17 protein-coding genes are annotated in these 21,779 nt (G+C 56.9%); 8 read left to right on the top strand and 9 right to left on the bottom strand.

Features of this window, described 5'->3' with window-relative positions:
* Window positions 1-233 precede the first annotated feature (233 nt).
* Complete coding sequence (gene rsgA, locus KEHDKFFH_RS00860; RefSeq protein WP_104320176.1) at window positions 234-1,289, top strand: small ribosomal subunit biogenesis GTPase RsgA; 1,056 nt, start codon at window positions 234-236, stop codon at window positions 1,287-1,289.
* Between the two features lie 11 nt (window positions 1,290-1,300).
* Here rsgA and motB read toward each other — a convergent pair whose 3' ends face one another.
* A complete protein-coding gene (gene motB, locus KEHDKFFH_RS00855; RefSeq protein ID WP_104320175.1) occupies window positions 1,301-2,260 on the bottom strand; it encodes a flagellar motor protein MotB in 960 nt (319 codons plus the stop codon).
* Window positions 2,261-2,291: 31 nt separating this feature from the next.
* Window positions 2,292-3,143: a flagellar motor stator protein MotA gene (motA, locus tag KEHDKFFH_RS00850; protein ID WP_104320174.1), complete on the bottom strand. Its 852-nt coding sequence runs from the start codon at window positions 3,141-3,143 to the stop codon at window positions 2,292-2,294.
* 174 nt (window positions 3,144-3,317) lie between these two features.
* On the opposite strand from motA, the gene asd reads away from it, so the two are divergent.
* The gene (gene asd, locus KEHDKFFH_RS00845) at window positions 3,318-4,172 is read left to right on the top strand and encodes an archaetidylserine decarboxylase (protein WP_104320173.1); all 855 of its coding nucleotides are present in this window, start codon (window positions 3,318-3,320) and stop codon (window positions 4,170-4,172) included.
* On the opposite strand, the gene epmA is transcribed toward asd, so the two are convergent.
* Together epmA and efp are read right to left on the bottom strand one after the other, a co-directional pair.
* Window positions 4,173-5,141 (bottom strand): EF-P lysine aminoacylase EpmA, encoded by a 969-nt coding sequence (gene epmA / locus KEHDKFFH_RS00840; RefSeq protein WP_104320172.1) that lies wholly within the window; start codon window positions 5,139-5,141, stop codon window positions 4,173-4,175. It abuts the gene before it with no gap.
* A 7-nt stretch (window positions 5,142-5,148) separates the two neighbouring features.
* Complete coding sequence (gene efp / locus KEHDKFFH_RS00835; RefSeq protein ID WP_041645387.1) at window positions 5,149-5,724, bottom strand: elongation factor P; 576 nt, start codon at window positions 5,722-5,724, stop codon at window positions 5,149-5,151.
* A gap of 45 nt (window positions 5,725-5,769) precedes the next feature.
* Between efp and epmB the strand changes: the two genes are divergently transcribed.
* From epmB to KEHDKFFH_RS00820, 3 genes are all read left to right on the top strand, one after another.
* Entirely contained in the window at window positions 5,770-6,810 is a 1,041-nt protein-coding gene (gene epmB, locus KEHDKFFH_RS00830; protein WP_104320171.1) for an EF-P beta-lysylation protein EpmB, read from the top strand.
* 222 nt (window positions 6,811-7,032) lie between these two features.
* Window positions 7,033-8,838 (top strand): GTPase, encoded by a 1,806-nt coding sequence (locus tag KEHDKFFH_RS00825; RefSeq protein ID WP_104320170.1) that lies wholly within the window; start codon window positions 7,033-7,035, stop codon window positions 8,836-8,838.
* A 108-nt stretch (window positions 8,839-8,946) separates the two neighbouring features.
* Window positions 8,947-11,031, top strand: a complete 2,085-nt coding sequence (locus KEHDKFFH_RS00820) for an EAL domain-containing response regulator (protein ID WP_104320169.1) — start codon at window positions 8,947-8,949, stop codon at window positions 11,029-11,031.
* 11 nt (window positions 11,032-11,042) lie between these two features.
* Here the strand turns inward: KEHDKFFH_RS00820 and serB are convergent, their stop codons facing one another.
* Entirely contained in the window at window positions 11,043-12,275 is a 1,233-nt protein-coding gene (serB, locus tag KEHDKFFH_RS00815) for a phosphoserine phosphatase SerB (protein ID WP_104320168.1), read from the bottom strand.
* The gene (parC, locus tag KEHDKFFH_RS00810; protein WP_104320167.1) at window positions 12,268-14,577 is read right to left on the bottom strand and encodes a DNA topoisomerase IV subunit A; all 2,310 of its coding nucleotides are present in this window, start codon (window positions 14,575-14,577) and stop codon (window positions 12,268-12,270) included. The genes serB and parC overlap by 8 nt, the downstream gene beginning before the upstream one ends.
* Before the next feature lie 278 nt (window positions 14,578-14,855).
* On the opposite strand from parC, the gene KEHDKFFH_RS00805 reads away from it, so the two are divergent.
* Together KEHDKFFH_RS00805 and KEHDKFFH_RS00800 are read left to right on the top strand one after the other, a co-directional pair.
* Window positions 14,856-15,098 (top strand): hypothetical protein, encoded by a 243-nt coding sequence (locus KEHDKFFH_RS00805; protein WP_104320166.1) that lies wholly within the window; start codon window positions 14,856-14,858, stop codon window positions 15,096-15,098.
* Window positions 15,099-15,225: 127 nt separating this feature from the next.
* The gene (locus KEHDKFFH_RS00800) at window positions 15,226-16,863 is read left to right on the top strand and encodes a methyl-accepting chemotaxis protein (RefSeq protein WP_104320165.1); all 1,638 of its coding nucleotides are present in this window, start codon (window positions 15,226-15,228) and stop codon (window positions 16,861-16,863) included.
* Between the two features lie 34 nt (window positions 16,864-16,897).
* On the opposite strand, the gene KEHDKFFH_RS00795 is transcribed toward KEHDKFFH_RS00800, so the two are convergent.
* Together KEHDKFFH_RS00795 and KEHDKFFH_RS00790 are read right to left on the bottom strand one after the other, a co-directional pair.
* A complete protein-coding gene (locus KEHDKFFH_RS00795; protein WP_104320164.1) occupies window positions 16,898-17,479 on the bottom strand; it encodes a YceI family protein in 582 nt (193 codons plus the stop codon).
* 68 nt (window positions 17,480-17,547) lie between these two features.
* A complete protein-coding gene (locus KEHDKFFH_RS00790) occupies window positions 17,548-18,093 on the bottom strand; it encodes a cytochrome b (RefSeq protein WP_104320163.1) in 546 nt (181 codons plus the stop codon).
* Between the two features lie 536 nt (window positions 18,094-18,629).
* Here KEHDKFFH_RS00790 and KEHDKFFH_RS00785 point away from each other — a divergent pair.
* On the top strand, window positions 18,630-19,916 hold the full coding sequence (locus KEHDKFFH_RS00785; RefSeq protein ID WP_104320162.1) for an EAL domain-containing protein: 1,287 nt from the start codon (window positions 18,630-18,632) through the stop codon (window positions 19,914-19,916).
* Here KEHDKFFH_RS00785 and KEHDKFFH_RS00780 read toward each other — a convergent pair.
* A complete protein-coding gene (locus KEHDKFFH_RS00780; protein WP_104320161.1) occupies window positions 19,911-21,689 on the bottom strand; it encodes an SLC13 family permease in 1,779 nt (592 codons plus the stop codon). The genes KEHDKFFH_RS00785 and KEHDKFFH_RS00780 overlap by 6 nt on opposite strands.
* Window positions 21,690-21,779 lie beyond the last annotated feature (90 nt).

Genomic DNA, 21,779 nt, shown 5'->3' with positions numbered 1-21,779 from the left:
TCCGGGAAACGCTACGAGCACATCCATGTGCGCTTGGCGTCGTCCATCCATGGCCGACGACATTCCCGGATCAACAACCCCACCCCCGCAGCAAAGTTAAGAGATATACAAGAAAAACGTCATTGCCGGTCAATGTTATTGAGATTACACCGGTCTGATTTGTCTTTGTATTGTGGACGATTAACGTATGATGTAACACCTCACGCACACCAAATTTGGCATCAGCTATCTACATGGCAAAACGGCGACTGAACAAACAGCAGCAATTCCGCATCAAGAAAGTCCAGGAAGAGCGGGCGGCCCGGGCGGCGCGCAAGGAGAAGAAGGTTCAGGAGCAGGCTGATGCCGGGGAGCTCGGTCCGGAGCAGGAAGGGTTGGTTATTGCCCACTATGGGCAACAGCTGGATGTCGAAGCCCTGGAGGGTGATCAGGTCGGTGACGTGGTGCGGTGCTTTGTTCGGGCCAACATCGATAGCCTGGTGACCGGTGACAAGGTTGTCTGGCGGCCGGGTAAGAATGAAACCGGGGTGATTGTCGCCCGGAGTGAGCGTCGCAATCTGCTGCAGCGGCCGGATAATTTTGGCGCCCTGAAACCGGTGGCCGCCAATATTGATCACATTATTCTTGTGATCGCGCCGGAGCCGGAACCGCACGACAACCTTATTGATCGGTATCTGGTGGCGTCAGAGATCACAGACATTCCGGCGGTGATTCTGTTGAACAAGACGGATCTGATCACCGACAGCAACCAGGAAAGTATCGATGCGCTGCTGGGCCGCTATGAGGCCCTCGGCTATGAGGTGGTGCGAACGTCCGCAGCCGAGTCGGGGGATAAACCCTCGCCGGAGGTTGAGGCGCTGGTGAAGGATCAGACCAGTGTGTTTGTGGGGCAATCCGGGGTGGGCAAGTCATCCATTATCCAGACCCTGATGCCCGATGAAGCTATTCGCGTTGGGGCTGTGTCGGAGAGCACCGGCAAGGGTATTCACACCACAACCACGGCCAAACTGTTCCACCTGCCCCTCGGAGGCGATCTGATTGACTCGCCGGGGATCCGTGAGTTCGGGCTCTGGCATATGACGGCGCAGGAAATCGAATACGGCTTTCGGGAAATCAGGGAGGTGATTGGCACCTGCAAATTCCGCAATTGCCGGCACATGGGTGACCCCGGCTGCGCCATCAACAAGGCCGCTGAAGAAGGAAAAATCAGCCCCGAGCGGCTGAAAAGCTTCCACCGGATACTTCAGGATATGACGGAGCAACAGGCCCGGGGGCTGAAACTGGACTGACGTACCCGGCTTTACCAGTTCAACTCGCCCGGCGCAGGCTCTTCTTTCTCCTGCAACCATTCCCCGCTTTCCAGGCGCTCCCGTGCAGCCTCCTGCTCCGCCTCCGTTGGCCGGGTCAGATCAATCAGGGGCTCATCCGACTGGCCGGCGCTGCTCTGGATGTTGTCGACGGTTTTCTTGTTGAGGACGATGATGGAGATCCGGCGATTCACCGGTGCATTCGGGTCTTCCTTGTCGAACAGCACGGAATCGCTCAGCCCCACAACCCGGGCAATCTGTTGCTGACGAACACCACCGGCGACCAGGGCTCTTCTGGCGGTATTTGCCCGGTCCGCCGACAACTCCCAGTTGGTGTAACCGGGCCGACCGCTGAACGGTGTGGAATCGGTGTGCCCGGTGATACTGAGTTTGTTGTTTACGGAACCCAGGGTTTTAGCCAGTTCAAACAGAATGTCCTGCGAGTAGTACTTAAGCTCTGCGCGGCCGCTGTCGAACATGGGACGCCCGGATCGGTCGACGATCTGGATTCGCAAGCCCTCGTCAGTGATGTCGATCAACAGCTGGTCTTTGAACTCCTGCAGGGTTTCGTTCTGTTCAATGCGCTCCTTAAGCTCCTGGAAAAGCTCTTCCATTCGCCGCTGCTCCAGAGTTTCTGAGAGCTCATCTACCACCTGATCTTCGATCTGGATCTGGCTGGACTCGATGTCCGGACTTGCCTCGTTGACCACCGAAGCACTGCCCTCAAGATCCACAGGGTTTGGAGAGCCCCCCTCGGTAAAGCCAACGGGATCCCGGAAGTAACCCTCAACCGCTTTTTTCTGCTCCGGCGAGGCCGTCGCGGTTAACCAGAGCACCAGGAAGAACGCCATCATGGCGGTGGCGAAATCGGCAAACGCAACTTTCCAGGAACCACCGTGATGGCCCCCGACTATTTTCTTCTTGCGTTTGATAATGATCGGCTGTTCTTCCACGAATCGGCTCCGGGGTCAGGTTCTGGCGGTATTACTTGGAGCGAACGTGATCGTTCAGTTCCTGGAATCCGGGTCGCTTATCCGTCGGCAATGCTTTCCGGCCGAACTCAATGGCCATCTGGGGTGCCTGCCCGGAAACGGTCGCGACAATTGACGATTTAACGCACTCGTAAGCCTTCAGCTCGTACTTTGCCGCATGCTCCATGGCAATGGAGGTGGGACCCACAAAACCGTAGCCCATGAAAATACCCAAAAACGTACCAACTAGTGCCGCCGCCACGCTCAGTCCGATTTTTTCGGGGCCCTCACTCATGAAATTCATCGTGATGACGATGCCCAGCACCGCCGCGACAATCCCCAAACCAGGCAACGCGTCTGCGATCTTGTTGACCGCATGGGCAGGCTCTTCGATTTCGTGCTGGCGGCTGTCGATTTCGTTTTCCATCATGCCTTCCAGCTCATGGGTCGCCATGTTTCCGGAACTGATAATGCGCAGATAATCGGTGATAAATGCCAGCAATTCCCTGGATTTCATAATCGCAGGGTAACGAGTGAAAATCTGGCTGGATTCCGGATTGTCGATATCTTCTTCTATGGCCATCACTCCCTGTTTACGAGATTTATCAAAAATCTCGTACATCAGACTGAGCAGATCCATGTAGAAGGATTTGTTGTAGGGCGAACCAATGAGCAGCTGAAAACCCCGGCTAAAGGTTTCCTTAAGCGTATGTACCGGATTGGCAATAATGAACGACCCCAGAGCCGCCCCGAAAATGATCAACACTTCGGTTGGCTGCCAGAGCACCATCAAATTGCCGCCATGGAGAACATAGCCAGTCAATACGCTGGCCAGAACAATAATCCCGCCGATGATCAGTAACATGGTAACTAAGCACGCCTTATATTCTTGGTTATCGGCCGGAGCCGGAAGCTGTCACGTAAAAGGTGACCTGATAATAGCAAGGCCTCGCCCGAACCGCGAAGCCGTGAAACAATTTCTATACAGGTGGCAGTCTTTGGTAAACTTCGCGCCTTTGATCGCAAAGGATCACATTTAATGTTCGACAAGCTTTTTGTTCTGAGCCAGTACATCACGCCGCAACTGGGAGTTTCCAACCTGGCCGGCCGCCTGGCCGACAATGACCGCTCCCCCGCGCTCAAGAACCGGGTGATCAAATGGTTTATCGGCCGCTACGGCGTAGACATGAGCGAGGCCGTCGAACCAGACCCGGAAGCCTACCCCACCTTCAATGCGTTCTTCACCAGGGAGTTGAAACCGGGCATCCGGCCCTTGGCGGACGGCGAAAAAACCCTCGTCAGCCCCGTCGACGGTGCCATCAGCCAGCTGGGGCAGGTGACCGGAGACCGGGTTTTCCAGGCCAAGGGCCAGTCTTTCAGCCTGAGTGAGTTGCTGGGCGGCAAAGAAACGACTACGGCCCCGTTTGCCAATGGCGAGTTTTCGACCATCTATCTCTCGCCGAAGGACTATCACCGTATCCATATGCCAATGGCTGGTACGCTGAGGCAGATGATCCATGTTCCCGGCAAGCTGTTCTCGGTGAATCCGGTCACTGCCGAGAATGTCCCGAATCTGTTCGCCCGCAACGAGCGGGTTGTCTGCATCTTCGACACCGATTCCGGCCCCATGGCCCTGGTGCTGGTTGGCGCCATGATCGTTGGAAGCGTGGAAACCCGCTGGGCAGGCGTCGTCGTGCCCGGCAGCAAGCAGGTTACCTCAACCCGATATGAAGGCGAGCAAGCCATCAGGTTTGCCAAGGGCGAGGAGATGGGCCGGTTCCGTCTTGGCTCCACGGTCATTATGGTTATGCCCAAAGGAGCCGTCACTTGGAACAGCGACCAGGTGGCGGGAAAAACCGTTCGCATGGGCGAGGCATTCGGCGCCCTCGCTTGATTACGCCCGTTCGAACGGAAAGGCCAAAACCTCACTGATATCCTGAACCCCGAGCTTGAGCATCAGCAGTCGGTCCAGCCCGAGCGCCACACCGGAGCACTCGGGCAATCCTTGCTCAAGCCCGGCAAGAAACGCCTCATCCAGCGCCATTTCAGGTTTACCGAAGCGTAGGCGCTGCCGATTTTCCGCCTCAAATCGCAGCCTCTGCTCTTTTGGATCGGTCAATTCCCAGTAGCCGTTACACAGCTCCAGGCCATCAATATAAAGCTCGAAACGGTGCGCCGTTTCATAGCCATGCGACCGTGAGACCCTGGCCAGCGACGCCTGCGACGCCGGATAGCCGGTTATGAACATGGGCCTATCCCGGCCAAGGTGCGGCTCCACCGCAAAGCTCATGAGCAAGTCCAGGCAGCCGTCGCGGCCAAGATCCGCCAACTGCTCGGGCTCCAGCCATTGCTCACAGCGCCGCATCAGTTCGCGATCGGTTGCGGCAAACGGATCGATACCTGCCCAGTGCTTCAGTGCGTCCCGATACTGAATAACGACGGGCCGCTGACACCCCAGCCAGCCGCAGACAAGATCAGACAATTCTTCCATAAGCGCCACGTCATCAAATCCGGTCCGATACCATTCCAGCATGGAAAATTCAGGGTTGTGGCGACGCCCCTGCTCGCCATCGCGGAATACCCTGGAGACCTGATAGATGGATCCACAGCCGGCCGCAAGCAGGCGCTTCATGTGGTATTCGGGAGAAGTCTGGAGCCAGCCCCCGGTCCGGGAACCGGCAGTGACCTGCGCATGGATGCCGTCAAGATTTACGTCAGTGACGCCGCACCGGCCCAGTACCGGCGTCTCAACCTCCAGCACCCCTCTTTGCGCAAAAAAGCCGCGCACAAACGCCAGTTGCTGTGCACGGCTTTTCAGGGCAGCCTGCGAGGCAGAGGGCTGCCAGACAGGTTCGCCGGTCATGAACGGATCAACTGCTCTTCACCCGGCTTACGTATTCGCCGGAGCGGGTATCAACCTTGAGCACTTCACCGATGGTGATAAACAACGGTACGTTGACCACGGCACCGGTTGAAAGAGTCGCAGGCTTGGAGCCACCCTGAGCGGTGTCGCCCTTCATGCCCGGGTCGGTATCAACCACTTCGAGCTCGACAAAATTGGGGGGCGTTACCGAGAGCGGCGAGCCGTTGTAGAGCGTTACGGTGTAGACGTCCTGCTCTTTCAGCCACTTCAGGGCATCGCCAACCGCCTTGGCATCCGCCGGGTACTGTTCGAAGGAGCCATCAGTAAGCATGAAGTGCCAGAACTCACCGTCGGTATAGAGGTATTCCATATCCTGATCAATGACATCTGCGGCTTCCAGACTTTCGCCGGACTTAAAAGTGCGCTCCCAGACCCGGTTGGTCATGAGGTTACGCAGCTTTACGCGGTTGAAGGCCTGCCCCTTGCCGGGTTTGACGAACTCGTTCTCGAGAATGATGCAGGGGTCGCCATCCAGCAAAACCTTAAGACCGCCGCGAAATTCGTTGGTAGAATATGAAGCCATGAAATGTCCACCTGACAAAATGCTGTTTAGAATTCGAAGGGCGATATGATACAGCGAACCCCCGCCCGTATAGAAGCCCACCTTTCCGACCATGACCACCGCAGCTGGCAGCAATTGCTGTCGGAGTCTGTGACGTCACCGGAAGAACTGCTCCGCCGCCTGGAGTTACCGGAGGACCTGTGGCTGTCCGGTGCACGACAAGGTCACCGCCTGTTTCCGGTTCGCGTGCCTGAACCGTTTCTTGCGCGCATGGAAAAGGGCAACCCGACCGACCCCCTGCTCAGGCAGGTGCTTCCTCTTACGGAAGAAACCGGTCACGCGCCCGGTTTTATCAGTGACCCACTGGAAGAGTCAGGCGCCATTGCCACCACCGGACTTATCCGCAAATACCGCAGCCGCGCCCTGCTTATGGTGACCGGGCAGTGTGCGATAAACTGCCGATACTGCTTCCGCAGACACTTTCCCTATGATGAACAACGTCTGAGCCCGGACGACAGGCAACGGGTGATTGACACCCTGGGCGCCAGCCCGGAAATCAATGAAGTCATTTTCAGCGGCGGCGACCCCTTGGCTGTCAATGACCGACTGCTGGCCCAGTGGGCAACCGCAATCAGTGGCATTCCCCACATTCGCCGCCTGCGCCTGCACACACGTCTGCCCGTGGTTATTCCACAAAGGGTCTGCGACGAGCTTCTGAAATGGCTTTCAACGACGCCGCTGCAGGTCATTATCGTGTTGCACATCAATCATCCGGCGGAAATAGACACGGCCACGCGTCGCGCCCTGGGGTACCTGCGGGCGACAGGCGCAACGCTGCTCAACCAGAGCGTTATCCTGAGGGGCGTAAATGATCGGGCGTCGGTGCTTGAAGAGTTGAGCGAGACTTTGTTTGAAGCAGGCGTGCTGCCCTACTACCTGCACGCATTTGACCCGGTGGCAGGCGCCCACCACTACGATGTGCCTGATGAAGAGGCCCGAACTCTGGTCCGCGAACTGCTGTCGCGCTTGCCGGGGTTCCTGGTGCCGAAGCTGGTGAGAGAGGAGCCAGGCGAGGAAAGCAAGACCCCGATCAACCTGTTCCCGTGACCGGCTTCGCAAAAATCGGCCCAAATTCACTTGTCAAAGATTGTCAACTCATGATCTTCTCGCTTTTTACGACTGGTTTGCTACTTTAAAGTCCAGTAACGTTGAAGATAAAAACATGTATTTACGGCGTTTTCCCGAGAGGCCGGCGGACATTCAATAACCGCCAGCCGGCCAGGGCCAACCCCGGAATACCACCTGTGGTCCAGACATTGGCATGCATTCATGGAAGGTAAGACCCTGAAACCTGATCTCCGCGTTCCCGAACAGAAAACGGCCAGCCTGTCGTTCTGTGACACGACGCCCAAGGCGTTTCGGGCCTGGATCGACCAGTTGCCGATGGCCAATATCGGCGAAGTATCACGGCAGCTCTACCATGCCATTATCGAGCTGAATCACCTCTTTCTGGCTCCCCAGCAACGCATGCAGTTCCTGGAACTTATCCGGGAAAAGATTCATTTCGTCTGCAACGAGCTTTCCCGGCACTACCTCGGTCTGGCCGTGGCGCTGCCTGAAAAACAACGGAAAATCGCCAATCTGTCCCAGGCACTTCAATTGCATCTGGCCGGTGGTTACAAGCTGTGCGTTCTGGAGTTCATCGACAACGGTGGCCTGGACAAAAATCGCCGCCAGATTGCCACTGCAGCGCATCGAGCCATTTCCGAGCTTTCGGCGACCATTCTGAGATCACATCAGCTTTATTGCCCCAGCCCTGCCCAAAGCTGGCTCGAGTGTCACCGGTTGTACCGTTTCGCCCATCGCAACAAGCTCTCTGTGGTTCAGGTGGAGGACGACACACTCCAGCATCGTCGCACCAGCTCGGTCGCCGACGCCTATAAACGAATTCTCCTGCTCGGCTGCGCTCGCCCCAACCAGCTACGCCAGGCGGAACTCTTGCATGTCTATGAACTGTTCGAATCGTGGACTGACCACACCCGATGTGGCCCGGATATCGGTGACGATAGCCTGTTCGTCATCAACATGGAGCGGGACAACCCACCATTTTACCGCAGCCTGCTCGAGCAGCAGCCCGGGGATGAGAGCTTCGGTTTCGACACCCGGGATCTCTCCGCCATGCTCTCCGAAACGCTTCACGCCCGCCGGGAGCATAAAGCAACCGATCACGAGCTGAGGGTGTCGGCAAAGGTCAGCGACACCCTGCTCACCCATCTCAGCCAGGCCCTGGGCATTCTCGCCAAGCGAAACTTCAATCGAATCGCCAGCCAGGGGTCTCTGGAAGTCTGCGTAGGTCTGACCGCTGCTCACTACTTCATTGCCGGCGAAAAAACCTTTACCGAATTCGTGAATGGCAATGACAACGGCCACCATGAGGAAGAAAACCTGTTCGTGCGGTCTTCCCGCCAGAAACAGGATGCCTGGTCGGGCGCCCATGATGCAGGCCCCAGTGATGAGCGGCTCCACGCCGCTGACACACCCATCAATTTCAAGGGTTCCTACGGCAACTCACAGGCGCCATCGACGGACAGGAACCGGCCGAGATCGCACCATTCGCTGCTAATCAATACCAGCCCCGGCGGCTACTGCGTTGCCTGGGAAAGCAATGTACCCCCCTCATTGCAGGCCGGGGAAGTGCTGGGCGTTCGGGAGCAAAGCACCCACCCCTGGAGCGTTGCCGTGGTGCGCTGGATTCGTCAGATCAAGAACCAGGGCACCCAGGTCGGCATTGAGCTGCTGGCCCCCAGCGCATCTCCCTGTGGCGTTCGCCTGATCCAGAAAGTGGGCAACAGCAGCGAGTACCTGCGCGGCTTGCTGTTGCCGGAAATCAGCGTGGTCAACCAGTCTGCCACGCTGATCACACCTCGACTGCCATTCCAGTCCGGGAGCCGCATTTCCCTGCTCCATGATGGCCGGGAGGATCAGGGCCAGCTGTCTCGAAAGGTTTCCTCCACTGGCAGCATCAGCCAGTTTGAACTCAAGTTGCAGAATGCTGCGACGCTGAACGCTGGTGCCCCACCAGCATCATCCGGAGCCAGCGAGGATGAATTCGACTCGCTTTGGCCATCTCTGTAAGGTCGCCAAACTGAGACACCGGAACCCCGCAGAGGGTTGTTATTGATCCACAACCCCTGCATCATTCAGCGTTAGTGAATGAACCGTGTATCACGAGACGCCCTTCGAATGCAGAAAAAGAACGCGACCGTACACCTGCTGATTCTTGATCCATCGCAAAACGATGCCGAATCCCTGGTCAGCCTGCTCCGTAACTCCGGTAAGGCCACCCGAGCCCACAGAATCACCTCAGAAGAGGATCTGGAAGAGACGCTGAAGGCCGGTAACTGGGATCTCCTTCTCGCCCGCGACCTGGACCAGGAATTCTCGGCCGATGATGCCCTCGCCATGATCCGCCGCATGGACAAGGACATTCCTTTTATCCTCCTGACGGAGGAGGAAAGCCGCGAACGCACGGTCGGAATAATGAAGGCTGGCGCCCAGGACACCGTGTCGTCCGAGCACACGGATCTTATTGTGCTGAAGGTTAACCGTGAGCTGGCGGCCCTTGACGAACGCAGAAGGCGTCGTGTCCTGGAATCCCATCTCCGGGAAGCGGAACAGCGTTGCCAGTTGCTTCTCGAAAGCTCCAAGGATGCGATTGCCTATATTAATGATGGCATGCACATCTATGCCAACCAGTCGTACATGGAGTTCCTTGGGTACGACGATATCGACGATCTTATCTGCGTACCGGTCCTGGACACCCTTACGCCGGAAAGTCAGGAGAAGTACAGGGAGTTCATGAAGTCGTTTGCCGAAAAAGGTGAAGACGGCATGACTTTGAATTGCACGGCTCGGCGCAGTGACGATCACGAACTGAACGTGACCATGTCAGTATCGGCCGCCACCTATGACGGCGAGTCCTGCACGCAGATTGTGTTGCAGCCAGAGCATAGCGATGCAGAACTTGAAGAAAAACTTCGCCAGATCAGCAGCCAAGATCTTTTGACAGGTCTGTTTAACCGTCAGTACCTGATGGATGCACTGGCCGAAGCCATCGCCAATGCTGGCAAGAGCAATGAGACAGGCGCCCTTGCCTACATCGCGCTGGACAATTTCATGAGCATGAAGGGCCAGGTTGGCATTTCCGGTGCAGACCTGCTGCTCGGCGATCTGGCCAACCTGCTCAAAGAACAGGCGGGCGAAGATCTCGCGCTGGCCCGGCTGAGCGACGACGCCTTCAGCCTTCTGTGCCAGCCCTGTGATGAAACCACCATGGCGGAACATGCCGAGCGCATCCGCAAAGCAGTTGAAGACCATCTGTTCGACATCAATGGCCGGACGGTCCAACTGACCGTCAGTATCGGTGTGGCCGCCATTACCGAGAACTCGCCGAAGGCGGAGGAACTGATGGCCCGGGCTCATACCGCGTCGGCGGAAGTCCGCAAGCTCGAAGGCCATGCCCAAGGTAACGGTGTGGTAGTTTATAACCCGGCAGATTTTGAAACGCTGGATGAAAGCAATTCAGTGGAGGCGATTCAGAAAGCCCTGGAAGAAAACCGCTTCCGGCTCCTGTTCCAGCCGATCATCAACCTGCGCGGTGAAGGCGAGGAACATTACGAGGCCTTCGTGCGCATGCTCGACAAGGATGACGAGGAAGTCTCACCCTATGACTTCCTGCCGCCGATGGGGCCCAGCGACACCGCGATCAAGATCGACCGCTGGGTCATCCTGCAGACCATCAAACAGCTGTCCAGCCATCGTTCCCGGGGTCACGATACGCGCCTGTTCCTCAATGTGACGGCCGAAACCCTTCAGGACAAAACCTTCACGCCCTGGCTGAGCGTTGCTCTGAAAGCCGCGCGTTTGCCTGGCGATTCCCTGATCTTCCAGATACGGGAAGGCGATGCCAACAATTACATGAAGCAGGCGAAGGACTTCACCAAAGCCGTCCACGAACTTCACTGCAAGGTGTCCATCGCCCAGTTCGGCTGCGCCCTCAATCCGTTCAATACCCTCAAACACATCGATACCGACTACGTGAAAATCGATGGTTCCTTCACTGAAGAAATCCAGAAGAGCGATGAGGCCAAGGAACAGGTCAAGGAAATGGTCAAGAGCCTGCAGTCAAACGGCAAGCTCACCATCATTCCGCTGGTGGAGAACGCAGGGGTTCTCGCCACGCTCTGGCAGGCTGGGGTGAATTATATTCAGGGCTACTACCTGCAGGCACCGGTACCCGAAATGAACTACGACTTCGGCGACAACTGAGCCTGAGCGGCTCAGAAGTCGGCATTCTCCAGACTCTGGTTGGTTTCGCTTTGACGGAAACCAATCAGATAGAGGATTGCGTCCAGCCCAAGGGTTGAAATGGCGTGACGAGCAGATTCCTTCACCAGGGGCTTGGCACGGAAGGCCACACCCAGGCCGGCCTGGCTCAGCATGGGAAGGTCATTGGCGCCATCACCGACCGCAATCACCTGCTCCCTTGAGATGTGCTCCTTCTCGGCGATCTCCAGCAGCAACTCCGCTTTCCGTTTGCCGTCCACGATCTGCCCGGACACCCGGCCGGTCACCTTGCCATCCTCAATTTCGAGCTCGTTGGCGTAGATGTAATCAATGCCAAGCTTGCGCTGCAGATGGCGGGCAAAGTAGGTGAACCCGCCGGACAGGATTGCGGTACGATAACCCAGCGCCTTCAGACTGAGAATCAGGTGCTCGGCCCCCTCGGTCATTCGTAGCCGGGAGGCGATGCCTTCAAGCACCGACTCATCCAGCCCCTTCAGAAGCGCGAGACGTTCGGCGAAACTCTGACTGAAATCCAGCTCGCCCTGCATGGCCCGTTCGGTAATCTCCGCCACCTGATCGCCCACGCCGGCTTCCGTGGCCAGCTCGTCGATCACCTCGGCTTCGATCAGCGTAGAGTCCATGTCAAAAACCACCAGACGACGATTACGCCGGAAAATGGAGTCCTCCTGGAAGGCAATATCCACATTCATTTCGCCTGCAATATGCAGGAAATCCGCGCGCAACTGCTCAAGATCCGATGGCGTGCCCCGCACCGAAAACTCGACACAGGCAATCCGGTTGTCGGCGGCGTTCAGCGATGGCCTGGCGGACAGCCGCGAAATGTTATCGATATTCAGGCCGTGGCGGGCAGTAATGGCGGAAACCCGGGCAATCTGCTCGGCTTTGATATCACGGGCCAGCAGGGTCACGATGTAGCAGGCACGGTTCCGGGCCGCGGCCCAGGACTGGTATTCCTCCACGGTGATCGGCGCAAACCGGACCTGCAGATCCAGGGCATGGAGCCGGAACAGAAGATCCCGAATGACGGGCGAGGATTTAGACTCGTCCGGAATCTCAATCAGGATACCCCAGGTGAGGTGATCGTGAATGACCGCCTGGCCAATATCCAGGATGCGCACATCGTAGCGCCCCATGATGCCGGTTATTTCCGACGTCAGGCCCGGCTTGTCTCGCCCGGAAACATTAATCAGTACCAGTTCACTCACTGTCGGCACCCTCGCTGTCAGAGCCCGCCTCTTCCTGCGCCCGGGCGGCGGACGGAATCACGTCAATACCATCAACCCGCTGCAGCCCTCTGGGCAGCTTGTGGCCACGACGTCCTCGCTCACCAAGGTAGTGCTCCAGATCACTGAACTGCAGCCCCATCTTGCGCTTGCCAGCCCGAATCTCCAACTGGTCATCCTCGGCAAACACCGCCACTGCCACCACATACTCTTCACGGCTCTGAACCCGGGCAGAAGGAATGCTGATGATCTTGTTGCCCTTACCCTTAGCCAGTTCCGGCAATTCGCTCAGCGGGAACACCAGCATCCGGCCCTCGTTGGACACCGCCCCGAGATACAGCGTTTTCTCGGTGGTCGGTATAGTCAACGGAGGCATGATCTTCGCCCCCTTGGGAACACTGACCACCGCCTTGCCGTTGCGGTTCTTGCTGATCATGTCATTCAGCGATGTAACAAACCCGTAGCCGCCGTCGGTAACCAGCAGTGCCTTGCGGGAGGGATCCCCCATCAACAGGCCTGAAAAGCTGGCACCAGATGGTGGATTGATCCGCCCGGTCAGCGGCTCGCCCTGACCTCTGGCAGACGGAAAACTGTGGGCCATCAAGGAATAGGCGCGCCCGGTGGAATCCAGGAAAATCGCCTGCTGGTTATTGCGTCCCCGGGCCGCCAGGGAGAAACGGTCGCCGGCTTTATAACTCAGACCTTCCGGCTCGATATCATGCCCCTTGGCGGCGCGGACCCAGCCTTTTTCAGACAGTACAACGGTCACCGGGTCGTTCGAGACCAGATCCACTTCACTGAATGCCCGGGCCTCCTCGCGCTCAACAATCGGTGAGCGACGGTCATCGCCAAAGGTTTCGGCATCCGCCTGTAGCTCGCTCTTGATCAGCTCCCGCAGGCGGTCTTCAGAACCCAGGATTGACTGAAGCTCATCCCGCTCGGCCGACAGTTCATCCTGTTCGCCCCGGATTTTCATTTCCTCAAGCTTGGCCAGGTGGCGCAGCTTCAGTTCGAGAATGGCTTCGGCCTGATCGGCGGACAACCCGAAACGGGCCATCAACTCGGCCTTGGGCTTGTCTTCGGTACGGATGATTTCGATCACTTCATCAATGTTGAGATAAGCGATCAGCAAGCCTTCCAGGATATGCAGCCGAGCAAGAACCTTGTCCAGACGGTGCTGGAGCCGGCGAATAACGGTGGTGCGCCGAAACGTCAGCCACTCGGTGAGGATCTGTTGCAGCCCCTTGACTCCGGGCCTGCCGTCGTTACCGATTACATTGATGTTGACCCGGTAGGTTTTCTCAAGATCGGTGCTGGCAAACAGGTGCGCCATCAGGCCATCAAGATCCACCCGGTTGGAGCGTGGCACGATTACCAGGCGGGTCGGGTTTTCATGATCGGATTCGTCCCGGAGGTCGGCCACCATGGGGAGCTTTTTGGTCTGCATCTGGTGGGCGATCTGCTCCAGCACCCGATTGCCAGACACCTGGTGCGGGAGGTCCGTAACCACAATCTCGCCGCTCTCCCGGATCCACCGGGCGCGCATCCGCAACGATCCACGGCCGGTTTCGTACATCTGCCGGATGTCCTTCCGAGGGGTAATGATTTCCGCCTGGGTCGGAAAATCCGGGCCCTTGATGTGTTCACAGAGCTCTTCTACCGTCGCCTCGGGCTGATCCAGCAGGCGTATGCAAGCTGCGGTCACCTCCCGCACGTTGTGCGGCGGGATATCGGTGGCCATACCAACGGCGATACCGGTGGTGCCGTTCAACAGCACATGGGGCAACCGGGCAGGCAATACCGACGGTTCTTCCATGGTGCCATCGAAATTGGGCACCCAGTCCACGGTCCCCTGCCCCAACTCACCCAGAAGCACTTCCGCGAACGGCGCCAGACGGGATTCGGTGTAACGCATGGCGGCGAAGGACTTGGGATCATCCGGCGAGCCCCAGTTCCCCTGCCCGTCCACGAGAGGGTAGCGATAAGAAAAAGGTTGAGCCATCAGCACCATGGCTTCATAACAGGCACTATCACCGTGAGGATGAAACTTACCCAGTACATCGCCCACGGTCCGAGCGGACTTCTTGTACTTCGAGGTGGATTTCAGCCCCAGTTCGGACATGGCATAGACAATTCGCCGTTGAACCGGTTTCAGGCCATCGCCGACATTGGGAAGTGCCCGGTCAAGAATGACGTACATGGAATAATCGAGATAGGCCTTTTCCGTGTAATCCCGGAGCGAAACCCGCTCGAAGCCTTCATCCGTTGTCTGAAACTCTGGCATGGATGCCTCTTTGATTGCCTGTATTGCCTGATTGGAATGATGTCCGTGATCCTACTCCCTGCGCCCGGATTGATCACCGGTTAACAGGAGCGCACATTATATGGAGCAAGGCGCTGATACACCAACAACCTGCGGATTTATTGGCCAAAAACGGTCATCTGGCCCACAGACGACTGATTCCAATAGCGGAATTCCCGCATGGAGAGTCCGTAAGGTGGGCCGTATTCTCCCTCTCAGTGAATAGAAGACCGTTTTACTTCTCTGACAAGCGGAACACTATGAAACCCAACATCAAAGCCTGCGGGCAAGCCATGGTTACAGCCATGGTAAATGCGGTTCTGGCGGTGGCACTGATGCTCCTTGTGGAGTTTGCAATCAGCGGTAGCTTCCAGGTTCCCGAGCCCTACCTTTGGGCGGGTTTGTTGATCTGGCTGGTCATCTTCGCTGGGCAGTTCTGGCGCCAGAGACACCTCTGCAAATCCTGCGAAACCCCACGGGAATCACCTGATCCCTCCCGTTAACGCTCTTCGCTTCCGGTACAGGTGCCGCTTATTTGACCGGGAGCAATTACTCTACTGTTTCTCAAGACAATTCCTTTCCTGCTGCTATGCTTGCCAATAAGCCATCTGGGCAACGCGGGAGAGACACATGGATTTTGGTAAGCGCCTGGGACTTCGGGCCAAAGTTGCTTTGCCTTTCGCCATCACGGCGATCGCCCTGGTTGTTATCGGCCTGTTCGCCGTCAGCACTGTCCGTAACCTCGTGTCAGATACTGACAACATTGCCGACACCTACCTGCCATCCGTCAGCGAAATACTCAATGGTGACCGGGATCTCTATCAGGCGCTGGTGGCCCAGATGGCCTATGTGGATGCCCAGTTCAACAACGAGAAAGGTGAGAACTACCTGGCCAGTTTCGATGAAAACGCCGGTCAGGCTCTGGATCGTTTCAAAAAGGCCGTTGCAAGGCTTGAAGGCACGGGTGTTTCTGATGTTACCCGCGGCTTCGATGCCGCCTACGAGCGATGGCTGAATTCCGCCCAACGGGTTCTTGAGCTTGCAGCAGCGGGGGATCCGGAAGATGCGCGATCGCTGGCGGCCAGTGAAACCAACAATCTTTTCAACAATCTCAGGAACTACTTCGATGACGCTGGTGCGCACGCGGATGCCCAGGCACAGATCCGGGCCGGCGAAGCCTCTGCAGAGGGCCAGAGCAGCTCGATCACCATACTTCTGATAACCGCTGTCGCCATTGTTGTCAGCATTCTACTGTTCTCGATTTTTCTGAAGATGATAATCAGCTCAATCAAGGCGCTCCGGGACCAGCTGGACAACATCGCCCAGGGAGAAGGCGATCTGACCCAGCGGATTCCTGTAGAGCTTGACGATGACCTTGGCATGCTCGCGAAGAGCTTTAACCTGGTTCTTGAAAACCTGCAATCGATGATCGGTTCCATCCAACAGCTTACCCGGGAGCTTGGCGGCGGAGCGACGGATCTCGCTCGGGCCTCGAAGGATAACAACGATGGCGTGACCCGACAGACTGATTCCATTTCCATGGTCGCCACGGCTATCAATCAGATGCAGAGCGCTATCGAAGAGGTAGCGGGCAACGCTTCGAGAGCCGCTGAAATCACTCGTGAGGCCGAAGAGAAAGGCAAGAACGGCGCACGGATTATCCGGAGCTCTTCAGAACAGGTGCACCGGCTGGCAGCCCAGATTTCAAAAGCAGTGGACGTAATCCGCAAGCTATCTGACGATTCCGACAACATCACATCCGTTCTGGACGTGATACGAGGCATCGCAGAGCAGACCAATCTGCTGGCACTAAATGCCGCCATCGAGGCGGCGCGAGCCGGCGAGCAGGGACGGGGATTTGCTGTAGTCGCCGATGAAGTCAGGACCCTGGCGCAACGGACAGGCCAATCGACGGAAGATATTCAGACGATGATCACAACGTTGCAGGCGGGCGTTGCCGACATCGTGTCGGTGATGGAAACGGGCAGCAAAGAGGCAAGCGAAACCGAGAAGCTGGCCACCGATGCCGAGTCTGAGCTCAAGGCCATTCTTGAGGCCATGGCAAACATTGCAGACGTGAATACCAGCGTTGCGTCGGCCACCGAGGAACAGACCCAAGTGGTGGACGAGATCAACCGCAGTATTACCGAGATCAACGATCTGGCTACGGAAAGTGCAAACCGGTCCCGGGACATTGACGGAATCAGTGAATCTCTTGAGGGCTATGCAAGGGAACTGGAGAGTCAGACAGGCAGATTCCGGGTTTAGGCCCGGAATCTGACAGTGGCAGGGTCAGCCAATATTACTGCCGGATACCCTCGACAGAAATGATGATCTCAACAGTCTCGGATGCCTTTCCGAGATCCATCGGGATACCGAAATCTTTCAGGCGCAGCTCGGTTTCAGCCTCAAACCCCATGCGATAGCCACCCCACGGATCTTCGCCGTGGCCCAGCATCTCGACATCCAGGGTAACTTCTTTGGTCACACCGCGGAGGGTAAAATCGCCAACGATATCGGCCTCACCTTCTTCGTCCACGACCACTCGCTTGCTTTGGAAGGTAGCCTGAGGAAACTCGCTGACATAGAGAAAATCTTCGCTGCGCAGATGCTTGTCACGCTCGGCATGATTGGAATCCACGCTCGCGGTGTCAATTGTGACATTAACGGTGCTGTTTTCCGGGTTCTCGGCGTCGTACACGAATTCGCCATCGAAATCGTTGAATCGCCCGTAAAGCCAGCTGTATCCGAGATGGGAAATCTTGAAGGTGACGAATTGGTGGGCGCCTTTGGTATCAAAAGCATAGGTGCCACTGTGCTCGTTGGCATGAACTGCACCAACAAGCGCAATCGACACGGCAGAGGCAAGCAGAACTTTTTTCATGATTATCTCCCTTATTTCATTGATGCCCGACTCCCGGGCGTTAGACAATAAGTAGAACAGCAGGCAGGTCACTTACCTACCATACGCCGTAATGTGCGGTCACGATCAAACAGGTGGTGCTTGAAGGCCCCAGCCGCATGCACCAGAGCCAGGCCCACGATTGCCCAGGTGGACCAGTAGTGAACGGTTCCGGCGGTATCTTCCATGCCCTTGATCTGGCCGGTCACTGATGGCACCTCAAACCAGCCGAAAACGCTGATTGAAGAGCCATCCGCCGTCGAAATCAGATAACCACTCACCATGGCAACGAAAATCAGCACATACAGCAGAAGGTGAGCGATGTGCGCGCTGCGAATCTCCCAGCGCTTATGGCCTGGCAGTGGCTCCGGCGAGAAGTTGCCCACTCGCCAGACAACCCGGAAGAGCATGACCATCAAGAGCAGGACGCCAATGCTGCGGTGGATATCCGGTGCCCTGCGATACCAGTCGTCGTAATACGACAGGTCCACCATCCAGTAGCCAAGCCCGAACAGGCCAAAGACAGCCAGTGCAACAAGCCAGTGAATAATGATAGCGACAAGACCGTAACTGACTGGAGTGTTCCTGAGTTGCATGGTGAGTACTTACCCTGTTCCCTGGTTCCAACGATAAATTCAAGTCTAGAAACTCGAACCGACGAAGAAAATCAAAATCTTTTGCGGCGCTACATCAGAATTTCTGACCATTACCCGCGCTTTTGCCTTTGGTCGTCCTTTTGCCTTTGGTCGTATAGGGGTTTTACGGATTGTTCAAAATTATAGCAACGATAGACTTATTGCATATTTGGACGCCCCGTCTGGGGCCTCATTGACCGAGAGGACAGGACATGGAACTCGAATTCGACGAAAGCGTGGTTGTACCCAGTAACAACTGATTCTCTGGCGGTCCGCCCGGACCGCTGGGCTTTTCCCTCCGCTCTCCAGACCGCCAAAGATACAAACGGTTTCCAGTTTCTACATGAAACAGTGGTAATAAACGCGTTTTTTTGGCAATCTTCCTTCCAACTATCAGTAACTTCGCAAGTTTTCCCGCGCCACCTGTACTGATAAAAGACAGTTCAGACGCCAGACTGGGGCGGCTGATGTGTTCGTTTAATTAACCAGAATCGTCTATGTCGAAACGACTCCCTGAAAAGCTGACAGCTCCGGAAGTGGAACTGTTATCCCCTATGCTGAACAGGGAAGGTGACACATGGACCGCCGATTTTCGCGGCCTGACCCTGAGAACAGCGCTCCAGCCCATCTACAGCATTTCGCACAAGCGCATCGTTGGCTATGAGGCGCTGATCCGGGCCTTCGATAACGATAACTCTGCAGTCCTCCCGCTCCATCTTTTCCAACTGCCAGCCTCAGAAGCGGAGAATCTGCTCCTTGACCGCCTCTGCCGCTACCTGCATATACGCAATTACAGTGGCATTCGTGATCAACTCAACTGGCTCTTCCTGAACGTATCGCCTCAGGTGGTGACCAGCGGAAGTCAGGCCGATTCTTTTTTTGGTCAATTGCTCGCCAAAACCGGCCTGCCTCCGCACCGCATTGTCATGGAAATCGTCGAGCAGCCAACAGACGATGCAGAAAGGCTGCGGGAAACGGTCGCCTACTACAAAAAGCTGGGCTGCCTTACGGCCATTGATGATTTCGGCGCCGGCCATTCCAATTTCGAGCGTATCTGGAATCTGTCACCGGACATCGTGAAACTGGATCGGAAACTGCTGACCCGGGCGACAGACGATCACAAGGCCCGCCAAATTCTCAACGGCATCGTGTCACTGCTACACCAGTCCGGCTGCCTGGTCCTTCTGGAAGGGGTGGAAACCCGGGATCAAGCCATGATTGCCATCGATGCCGGGGTTGATTTCGTACAGGGCTTCTATTTCCGAAGACCGAGCACTGACCTGGATCAGCTGGCCCATGCGCCCGCGGACTTCGACCACCTGTTGCAGGAATACAAGACCCGCAACCAGGTTACCCTGGACCCGACACGGCAACTGGTGGATTTTTTCAGTGGCTTTTTCGACCATGCCATAACCAAGCTTCGCAGCGGAATGAGCATGCAACAGTCCTGCCTGGAACTGCTGAACCACCCTGCAGTCTCCCGCTGCTATCTGGTCGACGACAAGGGCGTCCAGATGGATGACACTCTGGTTTCCGACGCCGGTACCCGCAGCATGGACCCGCGCTTCAAACCCCTGGAAAGCACCAGCAGCGCTGACTGGTACCGCCAACAGTATCTTCGCCAGGCTTTGGCCCAACCCGAGAGCCTGCACGTCACCGCACCGTATCTCTGCGTTACCGGGGCTTATATGTGCGTCACTCTGTCACTGGGATATTATCAGGATGGCAAGCTTCAGGTGCTGTGCTGCGACATTCTCGCCAACCCGACGGAACAGCCTTTATAAGCCGAGGCTGATGTCGTACACCAGGGCGATGACCACCACCGTGACGGCACCAATAAACACGTTCATTGGCAGCCCTACCCGCACGAAATCACTGAACCGGTAACCGCCTGGCCCAAACACCATCATGTTGGTCTGATACCCCAGCGGCGTTGCAAAACTGGCCGAGGCGGCCATCATGACGGCTATTACAAACGGCTCGGCAGCCACGCCCATACTGGTCGTCATTGAGAGGACGATGGGGATTACCAGCACAGCGGCTGCGTTGTTGGTAATAACCTCGGTCAGCACCGACACCACCAGATAGACCAGCAGGATGGTTAACAAGACGTTGCCCTGACTGAACTCGAGAATGCCTTCGGCAACAAAGCCTGCCGCGCCGGTCTGCTCTAGGGCCGCGCCCATGGCAAAGGAAGCGGCAATAGTGAGAATGACCGGCACATCCACCGACTTCTGCGCCTGGCCAACCGAGCAGCAGCCGGTCAGAATCATTCCCGCTGCGCCCAACAGTGCCGCGTTGAGCATACTCAGGGTGCCACAGGCAGCGAGGCCCACCAGCACCAACAGGATTCCCCAGGACAGCCAGGCCCGGTCATGCCGGGGCGTCTCGGTTTCCAGATCGTTGATCAGCAGAAAGTCCTTGTTATAGCGCTGACGGCTGACAAACGCGGGACGAGCTTCCAGAAGCAGAACATCGCCGGGTTTGAGTCTGATATTCCCAAGGTTTCCAGAGACACGCTCGCCTCCCCTGGCAACGGCCAGCACAACAGCACCGTAGCGATCCCGGAAGCGCGCGTCCCGAATGGTCAGGCCAAGTACGTCAGATTGCGGCGACAATGCCGCCTCCACCAGTCGCCGTTCGGCCCTATCCTTGCTCAGACTCGGCTCATCCTCGTGGACTGACGGGACAATGCCATTGATTCGCAGGAGGTCCGATATAGCCTGGGTATCGCCGGCAAACACCAGTCGATCACCACCCCGAAGTCGCTCTTCCGACGGCACAGCGGTAACTACGCTGCCGTCGCGTTCGATCTCGACCAGATACAGCCGCTCCAACTCCCTAAGCCCGGCCTCACCTACGGTCTTCCCGACCAGGGGGCCGTCGAACGATACCGCCACTTCCAGGGTAAATTCCCTCATGGAGCCGAATTTCTGCTGGTCCTTGCGGTCCGGCAACGCTCTGGGCATAACCAGCAGGAGGGCCGCAATACCGATGATGGCCACCGGCAGACCGACCGCCGTAATGGAGAAGATGGAGAAGCCTTGCTCGCCGGTCAGCTGCTGGTACTGGCCATTGACGACCAGGTTGGTGCTGGTTCCAATCAGTGTGAGAGTGCCGCCGAGGATGGCGGAATAGCTCAGGGGAATCATCAATTTCGACGGTGAGATACCGATCTTCCGGGACCAGGCGTGCACCGCCGGAATCATGGTAGCGACAACCGGGGTGTTGTTGAGAAAACCACTGAGAAGGGATACCGGGAGCGCAATCCTTGCCTGGGCAGACCGAACGGTCCTGGGATTGCCCAGCAGATGGTGCACCAGCAGATCTACACCACCGGAATGATGAATGCCCGCTGCCACCACGAACATGGCAACAACGGTGATCAGGCCACTGTTACTGAATCCGGCCAGGGCCTGATCCGCAGACACGATACCGCTGGCACTGAGCACCACGAGCACGCCCATCATAACCAGATGGGGCGCAAATCGCCCTGCACTCATGAGTATCAGCGCGGTGCCTGCGAGCCCCAGCGCAAACCAACCCTGCCAGTCCATCAACGGTTCTTCCCGATCAGAAAACTGGCAGGATAACGAGTTTGCAGAATGCAGAGAAAGAATAAAGGATGCTGTTTATAGCACTTTAAA

The organism is Marinobacter maroccanus (genome assembly GCF_002933275.1).
GTDB classification, from domain to species: Bacteria; Pseudomonadota; Gammaproteobacteria; order Pseudomonadales; family Oleiphilaceae; genus Marinobacter; species Marinobacter maroccanus.
The sequence above is the reverse complement of the archived record's forward strand: the minus strand, read 5'-3'. Positions and strand labels throughout refer to the sequence as shown.

Coding starts and splice junctions, on each gene's coding strand:
- parC (WP_104320167.1), bottom strand. CDS start 14,577: ATGCCAGAGTTTCAGACAACGGATGAAGGCTTCGAGCGGGTTTCGCTC.
- KEHDKFFH_RS00805 (WP_104320166.1), top strand. CDS start 14,856: ATGAAACCCAACATCAAAGCCTGCGGGCAAGCCATGGTTACAGCCATG.
- KEHDKFFH_RS00780 (WP_104320161.1), bottom strand. CDS start 21,689: ATGGACTGGCAGGGTTGGTTTGCGCTGGGGCTCGCAGGCACCGCGCTG.
- KEHDKFFH_RS00790 (WP_104320163.1), bottom strand. CDS start 18,093: ATGCAACTCAGGAACACTCCAGTCAGTTACGGTCTTGTCGCTATCATT.
- efp (WP_041645387.1), bottom strand. CDS start 5,724: ATGGCTTCATATTCTACCAACGAATTTCGCGGCGGTCTTAAGGTTTTG.
- KEHDKFFH_RS00795 (WP_104320164.1), bottom strand. CDS start 17,479: ATGAAAAAAGTTCTGCTTGCCTCTGCCGTGTCGATTGCGCTTGTTGGT.
- KEHDKFFH_RS00820 (WP_104320169.1), top strand. CDS start 8,947: ATGCAGAAAAAGAACGCGACCGTACACCTGCTGATTCTTGATCCATCG.
- KEHDKFFH_RS00825 (WP_104320170.1), top strand. CDS start 7,033: ATGGAAGGTAAGACCCTGAAACCTGATCTCCGCGTTCCCGAACAGAAA.
- epmB (WP_104320171.1), top strand. CDS start 5,770: ATGATACAGCGAACCCCCGCCCGTATAGAAGCCCACCTTTCCGACCAT.
- rsgA (WP_104320176.1), top strand. CDS start 234: ATGGCAAAACGGCGACTGAACAAACAGCAGCAATTCCGCATCAAGAAA.
- KEHDKFFH_RS00785 (WP_104320162.1), top strand. CDS start 18,630: ATGTCGAAACGACTCCCTGAAAAGCTGACAGCTCCGGAAGTGGAACTG.
- epmA (WP_104320172.1), bottom strand. CDS start 5,141: ATGACCGGCGAACCTGTCTGGCAGCCCTCTGCCTCGCAGGCTGCCCTG.
- asd (WP_104320173.1), top strand. CDS start 3,318: ATGTTCGACAAGCTTTTTGTTCTGAGCCAGTACATCACGCCGCAACTG.
- motA (WP_104320174.1), bottom strand. CDS start 3,143: ATGTTACTGATCATCGGCGGGATTATTGTTCTGGCCAGCGTATTGACT.
- KEHDKFFH_RS00800 (WP_104320165.1), top strand. CDS start 15,226: ATGGATTTTGGTAAGCGCCTGGGACTTCGGGCCAAAGTTGCTTTGCCT.